A 14,515-nucleotide genomic window follows, 5' to 3' on the forward strand; every position below is an offset into this window, starting at 1 on the left:
TAGATTAATATGTTGTTTGCTTATAAGCTAATAATAAAATAGCTGCCAAATACCATTCTATTAATGGAATTGACAGCTATCCTCTCTATACAAATTGTTTAGTTAATTCATTAAACTTGTCTTCTGATATATGAATATCTTTCTTAGCTAATGGCGTTCCTTCCATTTCTTCAATCTGTGATTCATATGAAGGTGTTTCTGTATCTTGATAAACAATACCTTTTAACATAGATTCATGTTCTAAAACTGTTTGTATAGCTAATTGTTTATCCGTCGTATCATAATTTTCAATGTCATCAATACTTGTTAGATTTTCTTTGAACCAATCATAAGTATTAATTTTGTTATAAGTAACACATGGTGAGAATACATTTACGAATGAAAATCCATCGTGATTAATAGCATCTTCGATAAGTTTTGTTAATCCTTTAATATCACTTGAAAAACCTTGTGCTACAAAAGTCGCTCCTGAAGATAATGCTAATTCTAAAGGTGCTACATTTTTTTCAATGTTACCTTTAGGTGTAGATTTAGTCACAAATCCAACCGCTGAAGACGGTGAAGTTTGTCCTTTAGTTAAACCATATATTTGGTTATCCATAACGATATAAGTCATGTTCATATTTCTACGTAAGGCGTGAATAGTATGACCCATACCAATCGCATAACCGTCACCGTCACCGCCAGAAGCAATAACTGTAAGATCTCTGTTAGCCATTTTAACGCCTTGTGCTAACGGTAAAGCACGACCATGTATGGCATGTACACCATAGGCATTTATATAGCCTGATAATCTACCTGAACAACCAATGCCTGTAATAAGTGCAACTTCTTCTGGTTCTAACCCTACATTTGCGGCTGCTTTTTGTATAGCAGCTTGAACAGAGAAATCACCACAACCTGGGCACCAGTTTGGCTTAACATTATTTCTAAAATTTTTAAATGTAGCCAATTAGACCAACTCCTTTATTTCTTTTGCAACTTCGATACCTTTATCAACTATTTCATGTGGTAAGAATGGTGTACCATCATATTTAGTTTGATTTACTAATTTATTTTGAATATTCACGTTCATTTTAATAATATTTGCTAATTGTCCTTGATAGTTATGTTCTGCAATAACGACTTTTTGTGCTTTATCAATCGCACTTTGAATCGTTTCAGTTGGGAATGGATGTAATTGTCTGATTTGTAGTGTATTAACAGCGATATTTTGATCATTTAATCGTTGTGCACCTTCTTCGATAGCACCTTTACTTGAAATGAAACCAATATATAAAATATCAGCTTGTTCGTGATTTTCAGTATAGTCTACTGGTTTTTCTATAAGAAGATTTTTAGTTTTGCGCATACGTTTGTCCATTTGTTGTTGACGATTTTGTGCAGCTTCGCTTGTTTTACCTTCTTCGTTATGTTCAACACCAGTAACATGGTGAATACCACCTTTAGTACCAGGTATTGGTCTAGGTGAAATGCCACTTCCTGTTAATGCATATCTTCTGAAATATGATTTGTCATCTTCTTCACGTTCGATATCAGATTGAATTAATTCTCCACGTTTAATTTTGATTTTATCATAGTCTAATTCTTTAACTGTTTGTTTACCTAATGATAATTGTAAATCACTTAAAATAATTACTGGACATTGATATTCCTCAGCTAAATTAAATGCTTCCATTGTTAAATAAAATGCATCTTCCGCATCTGTAGGGGCTACTACAATTTTTGGAATATCACCATGAGTACCATAAATCATTTGCATTAAGTCAGATTGTTCTTGTTTAGTTGGTAAACCTGTAGAAGGACCTCCACGTTGTGTATTTATGACAACAAACGGTGTTTCAGTCATACCAGATAAGCCAATTGATTCCATCATTAGAGATAATCCTGGTCCAGCACTTGCAGTAAATCCACGAACACCTGCATAATTAGCACCGATAGACATTGTCGCGGCAGCAATTTCATCTTCAGTTTGAACAACTGTTCCGCCAACTTTTGGTAAATTAGCAATCATGTACTCCATAATTTCAGAAGCTGGTGTAATTGGATAAGCTGACATAAATCTTGATCCAGCAGAAATTGCACCTAATCCAATTGCGTCATTACCAATCATATAAAGATGAGGATTTTCACTACTTTCTTGAAGTTCGAAATCGCCTTGAATATCTTCTAAATATTCTTTCATTAATTGATAACCTTGATTTAAAGCTTGTATATTCATTTCAACAACTTTGTCACCTTTTTTAGTGAACATGTTTGTAATTAATTCTTCAAATGTAGATGTATCTAGGTTCATTAATGCAGATGTAGCACCAATCGCTACCATGTTCTTCATTAATGCAGTTCCTAATTCTTTTGCAGTACTAGTAAACGGTAAATCTATAAGTTGTGCCTGACAATCATCAGGTTTTACTGGTTTTGCTTTTGAATCAGCAATAATGATACTATCTTCGCGCATTTCATGATAATTAACTTCTATTGTTTCTTGGTCAAATGCGATAAGTATATCTAAATCATCACTAATAGCATGCACTGGAGAAGTAGAGACTCTAATTTTATTATTAGTATGTCCACCTTTTATACGACTAGAAAAGTGTCTATAACCATATAAGAAATAGCCTTTTCTATTCATTGCAGTAGCAAATATTTCTCCAGTTGATTCAATTCCTTCACCTTGTTGTCCGCCCACTTTCCATGATATTTGTGATTTCATATCATAAGCCTCCTGTGGTTTTTAATTCATATTAAATGATAACAAAAATAACCACCGTATTACTATGTAAACAGTGGCATGTTTATAATTTCATACTAATGGACGATAGTCTTTTGTAACTATAATGTCACAAACATTTACTTTATAATTTCATAGGATTATCGTCATTAATTAATATTCTTTCAATATTTGTTGTTTTACCATTTTTATCTAAATCAATGATAACACCAGAAAGAACACTGCGTCCATTATCTGGTACAACATGACGTTGTGGTAAACTCGTAATAAAGCGCTCTATCACTTCATCTCTATTGATGCCTAATATACCATCATAAAAACCTGTCATGCCTACATCAGTAATATAGCCTGTTCCACTTGGTAAAATACGGTTATCAGATGTTTGAATATGAGTATGTGTACCCACTACTGCACTTACTCTACCATCTAAATACCATCCCATTGCATTTTTTTCTGATGTTGTTTCAGCATGAAAATCAACAAATATATATGGCGTTACTTTTTGAGCTTCTTCAATTAGTGCGTCAGCTTTTTTAAAAGGGTCATCTATATCCTGCATGAACGCTCTTCCTTGCAAATTAATTATAGCTAATTTTATTTCATTAATTTGAATAAAGCGCATCCCTACTCCAGGTGCTTCATCAGGAAAGTTGGCCGGTCTAACCATTCTTTTAGCATCATCAATAAATTCGTATATTTCACGTTGACCATAAGTATGGTTACCCATAGTCATAAAATCGACACCCTCACGAAGCAATTGCTTATATATCTTTTCAGTTAGTCCTTTACCATGTGCTGCATTTTCAGCATTTACAATGGATACAGTAGGACGATATTCTTGTTTTAATTTAGGTAAATATGTAGTTATTGCGTTTCTGCCAATCTTACCTACAATATCCCCAATAAATAATATTCTCATGCCTTGTTCATCCTCTCATATCATTAAGTTTAATAGATAGAACACTTTATTTAAAGTACTCTTTGTAAAATTATTTATCTGAATGTTAACTGTCTTTGCTTTTTTATCAATATATATTATGTTAGTATATGTTTATAAAATATTTAGGAGTTGTAAATAATAAATGTCTATTAATATCGATCCTGAAAAGTTTGCAGAATTAGTAGTAAGTTCTAACCCATCTAAATCAGAAGATGCAGAAGATATTGCTAAAGAAAGTTTAAAATTATACATCAATGCATACCGTTTAGCAGAAAGATACGCTAATATCGCTACTAATTGCTATGACACAGCTGAAATTATTCAAGAATTGAAGAAAACAGATTTACAATTGAAGTAAAATTTTTAATACAACATTATGATTATACGAATATCTGACGATTGATTTATTTAACATCAATCGTCAGTTTTTTTATATAATCACAAATTTTGATAATAACTAAACCCCTAACTACACAATGAGTAATTAGGGGTTTAACTTATTTAGCATATTCTACTGCTCTAGTCTCTCGAACAACTGTCACTTTGATATGACCTGGATATTGTAATTCATCCTCAATTTGAGTTTTAATATCTCTAGCCAATCGGTATGATTTTAAATCATCTATTTCTTCAGGTGAAACTACTACACGAATTTCTCTACCTGCTTGAATTGCGAATGCTTTTTCAACACCATCATAACTTTCTGAAAGTGTTTCTAAACGCTCTAATCGACGAATGTAGTTTTCTAATGTCTCTTTTCGAGCGCCAGGACGAGCGGCTGATAATGCGTCAGCTGCTGCAACTAAAATCGAGATAATTGATGTTGGTTCAACATCACCATGATGGGAATGAATAGCATTAATAATTGTTTCATTTTCACCATATTTTTTAGCTAATTCAACACCTATTTCAACGTGACTACCTTCAACTTCGTGATCGATAGCTTTACCAACATCATGAAGTAATCCAGCACGTTTCGCTAACGTAACATCTTCACCAAGTTCTGCTGCTAACATTCCTGATAAATGTGCTACTTCAATAGAATGTTTAAGCACATTTTGTCCATAACTTGTACGATAATTTAAACGTCCAAGTATTTTAACTAAGTCAGGATGCATGTTATGAACATTGATTTCGAATGTAGCTTGTTCACCGGCTTCTCTAATAATATCGTCTACTTCTTTTCTAGCTTTTTCGACCATATCTTCAATACGACCAGGATGAATTCTTCCATCAGAAACTAAGTTAACTAATGCTGTTCTAGCGATTTCTCGTCTAATAGGGTCAAAACCAGATAAAATGACAGCTTCTGGAGTGTCATCGATAATTAAATCGATGCCCGTAAGTGTTTCAAGTGTACGAATATTTCGTCCTTCACGTCCGATTATTCGACCTTTCATTTCATCATTTGGCAAGTTTACAACTGATACAGTTGATTCAGTTGTATGATCTGCTGCTAACCTTTGTACTGTAGTAGCTAGCAATTCTTTTGCTGTTTTATCAACTTTTTCTTTAGCTTCTCTTTCTTTTTCCTTAACAAGTATAGCAATATCTTGTGACAGTTCTTCTTCTACTCGTTGAAGTTGCTCATTTACAGCTTCTTCTTGAGTGAGACCGGAGATGCGTTCTAATTCTTGTTCATGCTTCATTATTAATGTTTGAACACTACTCTCTTTTGCGTCTACTTGTTGTTGTCTTTCTTCAATTTTTGATTCTTTTTGCTCTAAAATCTCATCTTTTTTATCTAATAGATCAGATTTACGCTCTAAGTTCTCTTCTTTTTGAAGAAGTCGGGTTTCTTGTCTTTGTAATTCACCACGTCTTTCACGTAGTTCATTTTCAGTTTGTTCTCGTAAAATTTGATTTTCTTCTTTTGCCTCAAGCAATTTTTCTTTCTTAGTGTTGTCGGCTTCTTTGTGCGCTTGATTGACAATATCATCGGCTGTCTGTCTAGCCTGAACCTGCTTTTGATGCAATAAATTTCGGGCAACAACATACCCTACAACAACGCCTAGAATTATACCCAGCAAAATGAGTAGGAGGCCTAATAAATTCACATAAACACCTCCTTTATCTAGGGTTTGCTCTGTATATCAAAATCAATATGATTATATGAAATTATATAAGAATCATACATACTAATTGTACGGTTTTACACTCAGAAGTGTCAAGATATCAATGCTAACTTATAAGTATTATAAAGAAATTGAGTTGTTATTTTACAAAATGTTATTTTGATTTCTTTCAGTTAATTATAAATAAAAAGCAGTTTCTATATAATATCTATAGAAACTGCTTTTGAAAAATCCAATTTATTTTATTCTTCATCAAATAAAGACTTTGGCGCCTCTTCTTCTTTTTCTTCTACGTCGCCATCAAAAATTCCAAGTTTTTGACGTAATTTTTGGTCAATTTCTTCTTTAATTTGTGGATTTTCTTTAAGGTAGGATTTAACATTTTCTTTACCTTGTCCCATTCTATCTCCATTGTATGAATACCATGCACCAGATTTATCTACAATTTCATTTTCAACACCAAGATCAATAAGTTCTCCTTCTTTAGAGATACCTTGACCATACATGATATCAACTTCTGCAACTCTAAATGGTGGCGCAACTTTATTTTTAACTACTTTAATCTTAGTTCTATTACCAACAATTTCTTGTCCTTGTTTTAATTGTTCAGCACGACGAACTTCTAATCGAACAGAGCTATAGAATTTTAACGCTCTACCACCAGGAGTTGTTTCTGGGTTACCAAACATAACACCAACTTTTTCACGAATCTGGTTAATGAAAATTGCTGTAGTGTTAGATTTAGAAATAGCACCAGATAATTTACGTAACGCTTGTGACATCAATCTAGCTTGTAAACCAACGTGTGTGTCTCCCATTTCACCTTCAATTTCAGCTTTAGGTGTTAATGCAGCTACTGAATCGACTACAACGATATCTACTGCACCACTACGAACAAAAGCTTCTGCAATTTCAAGGCCTTGTTCCCCGTGGTCAGGTTGTGAAAGATATAAATTATCAATATCCACACCTAATGCTTGTGCGTATACAGGATCTAAAGCATGTTCAGCATCAATAAATGCTGCAACGCCGCCATTTTTTTGTGTTTCAGCAATAGCATGTAATGCTACTGTTGTTTTACCAGAACTTTCTGGACCATATATCTCAATAATTCTTCCTTTAGGATAGCCACCTACTCCTAATGCGTTATCTAACGTAACTGAACCACTTGATGTACTTGAAACTCTACGGCCTTTATTATCGCCTAATTTCATTACTGCACCTTTACCAAATGATTTTTCCATATTTTTTATTACTGTATCTAGAGCTTTTTGACGTTCGTTATCCAAAGCGAGACCTCCTAAATTGGGAATGTTTTCTGTTTAATATCTTAATTCATACTATACAAGCTTTTAAATAAAATTACAAGCGATTTGCGAATATTTGTTCGTGTTATTTTATAAAACACACAAACAAAAACGAACAAACGTACTATAAAATAGTACTGAAACTAATATAATTTTATTGTTCTAGCCATTTTAATAATTTTATTAATGCATAATTTTGACTTCTGCTTCTTAATAAATTTCTATTTTGAGACATTTTAAATGATTCAATATCTAATTTATCATCATTGAGGATACCCAAATAAACATCTTTTTCATTATGCAATAAAGTAATACCCTTCTCTGTTTTAAATAAATCTTTTACATATTTAGCAGTCATATATAATTGTTCATTTATATCTAGTTCATGATCAACAAATTGTGGTGAATCTGGTAATGCGCCTTTTAATTGATCTTCTGTATCTTCATTTTTTAAACGTGTATATAACGCTCCATTGGTAACACCATCATAAATTGAAAATGTACTATCCATGTGATTCATTACAGCCGCTTCTAATGTTGTATCGTCTGAACCATAATAATATTCGCCAATGCGATTTAATACTTCTTCTTTTATTGGTTGAATTAAATCTCGACATTGCTGTTGGGTTTCAGCATTTGCTGTTAATCTGATATATACTTCATGAGAACCAGCTAGTGGCGCAATAGTAGGATTTGTTTGCTTATCAATTAAATCCATTAAGATTGTTTCTACTTTAGATTCGCCAATGCCAGCAAATTTAAGTTGTTCTGAAAAAATAACTTTATCATCATCAAGAATATATGGTAGTAATTCATTTTTAGCCATAGGTTTCATTTCTTTTGGCGGTCCGGGTAATAATACTACCCTTTTACCTTCATTTTCAACTAACATACCTGGTGCCATTCCATTTCTATTAGGAAGAACAATTGAATCTTCTATTACTAATGCTTGCTGTTTATTATTAGGTGTCATTTCTTGACCTTGGTCTTCAAAATAACTTTTAATATAATCTAATGAGGCTTCATCAGTAACTAAATCTTTGTTTAAAACTTTTGCGACTGTATGTTTCGTTAAGTCATCTTTTGTAGGTCCTAAGCCGCCTGTCAGAACAAGCATGTCAAAACGTTCTAAACCTTGACGAATAATATATTCTAAACGCTCTGGGTTGTCACCAATAACTGTATGTTCTACAACATTTTTTCCAACACCATTAAATAATTTAGACAAATATTGTCCATTAGTATTTGCAATTTGTCCTAACAGTAGTTCTGATCCAACAGCTATAATCGAAATATTCATAACACATTACTCCCCTTTAATTCTCGAATGTATGCAATATCACTATTATAAACGCTTATAATAGTAAAATCTAAGAATGAGGATTCCACATCAAACAAGATACTGAATCTGTTGTAAAATATAAAAAAACGAGTTGAAACGATACCATTTCAACTCGTTAATTATTTAATGTTTAAATACATCTCTGCCTTTGTAGAAGTATTCAATACCAGAAAGAATTGTAAAGAATACACCGATATATAATAAAACTTGTCCAATTGGGAAACCAATCCAAGTTGCTAATGGATCACCTAATAAAATCCAAATAATAGCAACCATTGTTACTGCAGTTTTAATTTTACCTAGTTGCCCTGCAGCACTTACAAAGCCTTGTTCAATTTGTAGTAATCTAAGACCTGTAACTGCAAATTCTCGTGCAATTATTATAATTGCTACAACAGAGTTAGTTAAATCTAATTGAACTAATACAATCAATGCACTAGCAACTAATAATTTATCAGCTAAAGGATCTAAAAATTTACCCATATTAGTTACTAACTGCCATTTACGTGCTAAATATCCATCGGCAAAATCACTTAATGATGCAATAATGAAAATAATTGCTCCGATAAATAGTTCTATTTTTATATCATATCCGCCTAAAAATGACATTTTCCCAAAACCAAAATTAACTAAAGCAAATAAGATAAACACTGGTATAAGTATAACTCTGAATACCGTAATCTGATTCGGTATATTCATTTTTCAACCTCATTTCTTAATACATTTTTCTTTAAAATAATAATACTGCTAAAATCCATAAAGCTAATGTTACTAATGTAACTAAAACAATAATAGCTGCAACTTGCAATGGTTCCATAGATTTACTTCGATAAGGAGGCGCTTCTTTATTAGCGAACGAAGTTATCATGTCGTCTAATTGAATATGATGTTGGGGTATTTCATCTTGATGTGCTTGGATTAGTTGGTTGGGTTCAATATTAACAACATTGGCATACTTTCGAATGAAACCTTCAGCATAATTACTATTAGGTAATTGATTAAATTCATTGTTTTCTATTTGTTCTAGTGTATGACGTTTAAGTTGCGTTCGTTGCTCCAATTCATTAAGAGTCATTCCTAATCTTTCACGTCTACCTTTTAATACTTCGCCTATCGTTTTCAAAAATATGCCTCCTTAAATCCTATTCAAAAAATCCAAATCCTCCACCAAATGGATCACCAAAATCTAAATTATTTTTACTTTTAGTTTGAGCTGTTTGTTTCTTCATTTCTTCATATTGAATTTCCTGATCTTTATTTTCACGTAATTCAATAATATAGTCAAAATCATCCATGCTATAGTCACATGATTCAACAAATAAATCTGGATGCTCCACTACTTTCACTGAAGGAAGTGTCATTATCTCTCTAACTAAATCTTGGTGTTTCGTATTAGATTCTCGAGCTGTAACTGCTCCGTCTATAATATAAACATGGTTCGAATCATATTCGCCTTTAATTAATGAACTTCTAACTGTTTGTTTAATTAATGTTGAGCTGATAAATAACCATCGTTTATGGGCACAAACACTACCTGCAACGATTGATTCCGTTTTACCAACTCGTGGCATACCACGAATTCCGATTAATTTATGTCCTTCTTCTTTGAATAATTCTGCTAAGAAGTCAACAAGTAAACCTAAATCTTCACGTTCAAAACGAAATGTCTTTTTATCATCGGCATCCTGTTCGATATAACGACCGTGTCTAACAGCTAATCTGTCTCGCAATTCAGGTACACGTAATTTAGTTATATCGATTTCATTAATTTCTTTAACGATTTGTTCGAATCGTTGAAATTTTTCTAATTTATCAGTTTTAATTAATAATCCACGTTTACCTTGATCAACGCCATTAATAGTAACGATACTAATGCCTAACATCCCTAATAAACTCGAAACGTCTCCTAGCAAACCAGCACGATTCATTGTAATTTCGTATTCTAGATACCATTCTTTTCTTCTCTCAGCCACTGACACGAGAATCCACCCCTTGTTTAAACACAACTATAAAATAGACTATACTTTGATTAATAATACTCACATTATAACATCGAATTCAATATCATGTACTACAAAGTTCATGCAAAAATTTGGAGCTTACAAGTAGTTATTACAAATACCAACCACCGTTAACTTTTTGAATGGTGCCAGTAATACTTTTAGCCATAGGATGATATAAATATGAACAAGCATAAGCTATTTCATTAGGTGCAATCATACGGTGTTGAGGAAGTTCATCTAAAATTTGGTTGAGTTCATCTTCAGACCATTTGTCACTCATATTACCTGATACAAAACCTGGCGTAATTGCATTAACAGTCACTGATGTTTGTGATAATTCTTGACTTAATGATTTTACGAACCCTAGCTGAGCACTTTTCATTGTCGCATAAATTGTTTCCATACTCGCACCAGTTTCTCCCCAAATTGAAGAAATAACAATGATTCTTCCATTTTCACTTTGTCTCAATGTATCTACAAAATAACGACTTATTCTGATGAGTTGGTGGACGTGAATCTGATAAGTCATGTCAATTTGTTCATCAGTCATGTCTTGAAGCATACCGTATAATGCATTTCCTGCAGCATAAATAATACAATCAAGTTGCTGAATATGCCCAAATAAATGGTCTAAATTAACATTACCTGATAAATCGCATTGAATTAAATTAACTTTTTTATTTTGATACTGTGCCTTTAATTGGGTCTCATCGGACGTGTTAAATTGTAGATCGACTTCATATCCATCAATTAATAATTGTTCAACAATCGCTGTTCCTATTGAACCTGAACCACCTAATACTAGAGCTCTCATTATGGTTTAATCTCCAAGCGACTATCAACGATTTCATCTAAATTTAAATATAGTTGTGATGTCTCGTTGACACTTTCAAGCGTAATATTTTCAACAATATCTAACATATCAAAGACACTAACTCCTTCAAAGTATAGCTTTGCGTATTGATTCGCAATGTACTCAGGAGAATTAAGACTCGAAATAAATTCGCCGATAAATTGTTTTTTCAGTAATTCAAAAGCTTCAATATCTGAGAGATTACCTTGATTTTGTTTCAATTGATTTAAAAGCAATTGTTTTAATTGATCTGGATTAGTTGTGGCACTTGTAATTATAGAAAAACTATACGTCGGTTCTAAAACAAATTGATATCCAAATGTTTCATCAATTAAATCATTATTAAGTAATTCTTGATAAAATTCAGTCTCTTCTCCAAAAATAAGTTCATAGAAAAATGTCATTTCTAAATCACGTTGTACATATTTTTCAGGAGATTCTTCTAATGGTTGATTTTTAAATCCAAGCATCAATTTAGGGGATTGTAGTTTCATTTCTTCAGTTACAAAATGTTGATTCACAGATTGAGGTTCATCAATTTTAGCACGTTCGATTTCAGGTTGATTTGTTTTATTTCGCTGATTTTCATGTTCCTCTACAATATCAACAATATATTCTGGATCTACGTCACCTACAACAAAAAGTACCATATTAGATGGGTGGTAGAATGTTTCATAACATAAATATAAGTCATCTTTAGTAATGTCATAAATACTTTCAACACTACCCGCAATATCCACTCTAATTGGATGATTTGTATACATCGCTCTTAATGTATTAAACATTAATTTATAGCCAGGTTGTTCTTGATACATTTTGATTTCTTCTGCAATAATACCTTTTTCTTTATCTACAGTTTCTTTTGTAAAATAAGGCGTCTCAACCATAGTCAGTAATCGTTTAATATTATTTTCTAAGTGATCAGTAGCACTAAATAAGTAACTTGTACGATCAAAACTTGTAAATGCATTCGCTTGTGCATTTTCTTCAGCAAAAGCAGTAAATAAATCTTCCTCTTCTTTTTCAAACAATTTATGTTCTAAAAAATGTGCTACGCCATCAGGGACTGTCACAAATTCATTCTGGCCAAGAGGTTTAAAACGACTATCTAGTGAGCCAAATTGAGTAGTATACGTTACAAATGTTTTTTGAAATCCAGGTTTAGGAATGACAAATAAACGTAAGCCATTTTGTAATTCATGTTCATAAACTTTTTCATCTATGACCTCATAGTAATGTTGTTTCACTACTCATTTCCCCCTTTCGTTAATACATAAATCGAATCTAAAACTGCTTCATTTACAAGATCTACGATATCTTTCTTAGTAACTTGATTTATGTTATTCAAAAAGTCTTCGTCAGTTTGTGGTTCATCTAACAGAATCTGATTATGTAATATTTCTATAATACTTTTGGGTCTATCTGTAGATTCGTGTCTTTGGGACGTAATGATTTTTTTAGCTAATTCAATTTTACCTTCTTCAAATTCACCTTTTTTAAATTTATCGAACTCTTCTAAAATTGTTTGTTTAGCAACTTCATATTTATCTGCTGATACACCACTAAGCACAAATAGATAACCATTTTTACCATCAATTTGTGAATGAATAGAATAAGCTAAACTTTGTCTTTCACGTACCTCGTTAAATAGTACAGATGAAGGATCTCCGCCAAACATAATATTAAACACTATAAAAGCATAGTAATTATTTTTACCATAATGCGTTGGGAAACGATATCCTAAATTTAGCTTTGCTTGATCAACATCATCAGTCTCAACAATTGGATTCGGTATGTTGCTAGCATTTTCTAATTGTTTATTATCATTTGAAGTTGTCTCAAAAATAAATGGCTCAATATTAAATTTAGTATTGATTTGGTCAATAACTTGTTGTTGATTAACATTACCTACAACATAAACAGCACAATAATCATTTTGAATCATTGATTGATATGTATTATATAAGGAATTTGGAGTCACTTTAGATATTTGTTCAATTTGACCTGTCGCTAAATATCGATAAGCTTCATTTTCAAACATATTTTCTAACAATTTTAAGAATGAATATTGCGCTTTATTATCAATCATAGCTTCTATTTTTTTACTAAGTAGTGATTTTTCTTGTTTAACAAATTTTTCGTCAAATTGTTGATTATGTATTAATGGATTCCATATTAATTCATTTAATAAATCTAACCCTTGTTCAAATAATGGGGTTTGGTCTTTGAGATAGCGTTCATTTACGATTTCAAGGGAAATTGTAATAACATGTTTATCTTTAAATTTAGAAACAAAACTATTCACATAAGCGCCATAAAGTTCAGACAATCGACGATTCAAAGCCTTATCGTCTTGCCACTTTTGAGAAGCTCTTACTAGTACTTTACTAAGCACTGATCGTTCAGTAATTGTTTCATAATCAAGTGGTGCCATAAATTTAAATGTTATCGTTGTAGTTTTAAATTTTTCAGTTGGCATCACATGAATATGTCTATTTTTATTATTTTGCTTTTCTTTATGCAACTACTTTACCTCCAATGACTTTATCATTATTTTTCTTTTGTAATTCTAAATTTCACTAAACTACTTTTCATATAATTTAAAGAATATAAAATCGGATTCTTTTCTTCATCATAATGTGTTACTTTGAGTAACATTAATCCTTCATGTGGTGAGGCATTAAGTAATTCTGATATATGAGGTTCATAATTAACCGCTTCTAAATCAGTTTCTGCATAAGTTACTATATGACCTGTTGCATCTTTAATTGCATTTAACATTGAACCATTACTTTCTTGGTAACCCGTACATGTTAAATAGTCCTTCGCAATTTTATCTAAACAATACACAACCGGTTGGTGATTGGCAGTTTTTAATCTTTCTATAATAGTAACTGGTTGTTTTTCGCCAATTCCTAAACGTTTAGCATCTAAAATGGTTGCTGGTTGTTCATCAAAATTTAAATATTCAGTCCCAGATTTAAAACCAGCACTTTTAATCATTTCAGTTATACTAATCAATTCATTTAAGGGATAAAAGAAAGGGGACAGTGATTTCACACTTGTACCCTCTTCAAAATTATCAACTATCACTTGTTCAGTGATAAGTTCATTTATCCCATCATAAACATCATCTGTTTTTATTTGAAGTTCACGAGCAATTGATAAATTACTTGGTAATTTACTTCCATACTCTAACTCTCCAGATTTAATTTTATTTAAAATGTATTGTTTTACTCTATATTTAGCATTCATTTCCGACAT

General features: G+C 31.9%; 14 protein-coding genes. 1 reads left to right on the top strand and 13 read right to left on the bottom strand.

What is annotated here, in order from left to right; all coding sequences use genetic code 11:
• Nucleotides 1–85: 85 nt before the first annotated feature.
• The 3 genes from N524_RS0101175 to N524_RS0101185 all read right to left on the bottom strand — a co-directional run bounded on the left by N524_RS0101175 (nt 86) and on the right by N524_RS0101185 (nt 3,650).
• On the bottom strand, nt 86–952 hold the full coding sequence (locus tag N524_RS0101175; RefSeq protein WP_029055429.1) for a 2-oxoacid:ferredoxin oxidoreductase subunit beta: 867 nt from the start codon (nt 950–952) through the stop codon (nt 86–88).
• Complete coding sequence (locus N524_RS0101180; protein ID WP_029055430.1) at nt 953–2,713, bottom strand: 2-oxoacid:acceptor oxidoreductase subunit alpha; 1,761 nt, start codon at nt 2,711–2,713, stop codon at nt 953–955.
• A 142-nt stretch (nt 2,714–2,855) separates the two neighbouring features.
• The gene (locus N524_RS0101185) at nt 2,856–3,650 is read right to left on the bottom strand and encodes a TIGR00282 family metallophosphoesterase (RefSeq protein WP_017638347.1); all 795 of its coding nucleotides are present in this window, start codon (nt 3,648–3,650) and stop codon (nt 2,856–2,858) included.
• A 163-nt stretch (nt 3,651–3,813) separates the two neighbouring features.
• Between N524_RS0101185 and N524_RS0101190 the strand changes: the two genes are divergently transcribed.
• A complete protein-coding gene (locus tag N524_RS0101190) occupies nt 3,814–4,029 on the top strand; it encodes a hypothetical protein (protein ID WP_017638348.1) in 216 nt (71 codons plus the stop codon).
• A 139-nt stretch (nt 4,030–4,168) separates the two neighbouring features.
• Here N524_RS0101190 and rny read toward each other — a convergent pair whose 3' ends face one another.
• The 10 genes from rny to N524_RS0101240 form a co-directional block, all read right to left on the bottom strand.
• Nucleotides 4,169–5,728 carry a ribonuclease Y gene (rny, locus tag N524_RS0101195; RefSeq protein WP_017638349.1) on the bottom strand — a complete coding sequence of 520 codons (1,560 nt, stop codon included), beginning with the start codon at nt 5,726–5,728 and terminating at the stop codon, nt 4,169–4,171.
• Between the two features lie 260 nt (nt 5,729–5,988).
• Nucleotides 5,989–7,035: a recombinase RecA gene (gene recA, locus N524_RS0101200; RefSeq protein WP_017638350.1), complete on the bottom strand. Its 1,047-nt coding sequence runs from the start codon at nt 7,033–7,035 to the stop codon at nt 5,989–5,991.
• 172 nt (nt 7,036–7,207) lie between these two features.
• A complete protein-coding gene (locus tag N524_RS0101205; protein ID WP_029055431.1) occupies nt 7,208–8,353 on the bottom strand; it encodes a CinA family nicotinamide mononucleotide deamidase-related protein in 1,146 nt (381 codons plus the stop codon).
• A gap of 165 nt (nt 8,354–8,518) precedes the next feature.
• Nucleotides 8,519–9,094 (bottom strand): CDP-diacylglycerol--glycerol-3-phosphate 3-phosphatidyltransferase, encoded by a 576-nt coding sequence (gene pgsA, locus N524_RS0101210; RefSeq protein WP_017638352.1) that lies wholly within the window; start codon nt 9,092–9,094, stop codon nt 8,519–8,521.
• Between the two features lie 31 nt (nt 9,095–9,125).
• On the bottom strand, nt 9,126–9,518 hold the full coding sequence (locus N524_RS0101215; protein ID WP_017638353.1) for a helix-turn-helix domain-containing protein: 393 nt from the start codon (nt 9,516–9,518) through the stop codon (nt 9,126–9,128).
• Nucleotides 9,519–9,537: 19 nt separating this feature from the next.
• Entirely contained in the window at nt 9,538–10,374 is an 837-nt protein-coding gene (locus N524_RS0101220) for a YmfK family protein (RefSeq protein WP_017638354.1), read from the bottom strand.
• 133 nt (nt 10,375–10,507) lie between these two features.
• Entirely contained in the window at nt 10,508–11,212 is a 705-nt protein-coding gene (ymfI, locus tag N524_RS0101225) for an elongation factor P 5-aminopentanone reductase (RefSeq protein WP_017638355.1), read from the bottom strand.
• The gene (gene yfmH / locus N524_RS0101230) at nt 11,212–12,498 is read right to left on the bottom strand and encodes an EF-P 5-aminopentanol modification-associated protein YfmH (RefSeq protein ID WP_029055432.1); all 1,287 of its coding nucleotides are present in this window, start codon (nt 12,496–12,498) and stop codon (nt 11,212–11,214) included. Before yfmH ends, ymfI begins: the two co-directional genes overlap by 1 nt.
• Nucleotides 12,498–13,775, bottom strand: coding sequence for an EF-P 5-aminopentanol modification-associated protein YfmF (gene yfmF / locus N524_RS0101235; RefSeq protein ID WP_029055433.1), 1,278 nt, complete (start codon nt 13,773–13,775; stop codon nt 12,498–12,500). Before yfmF ends, yfmH begins: the two co-directional genes overlap by 1 nt.
• 26 nt (nt 13,776–13,801) lie before the next feature.
• Complete coding sequence (locus tag N524_RS0101240) at nt 13,802–14,515, bottom strand: GntR family transcriptional regulator (protein WP_029055434.1); 714 nt, start codon at nt 14,513–14,515, stop codon at nt 13,802–13,804.

Source organism: Staphylococcus sp. URHA0057 (assembly GCF_000620265.1).
Classification (GTDB): Bacteria; Bacillota; Bacilli; order Staphylococcales; family Staphylococcaceae; genus Staphylococcus; species Staphylococcus pasteuri.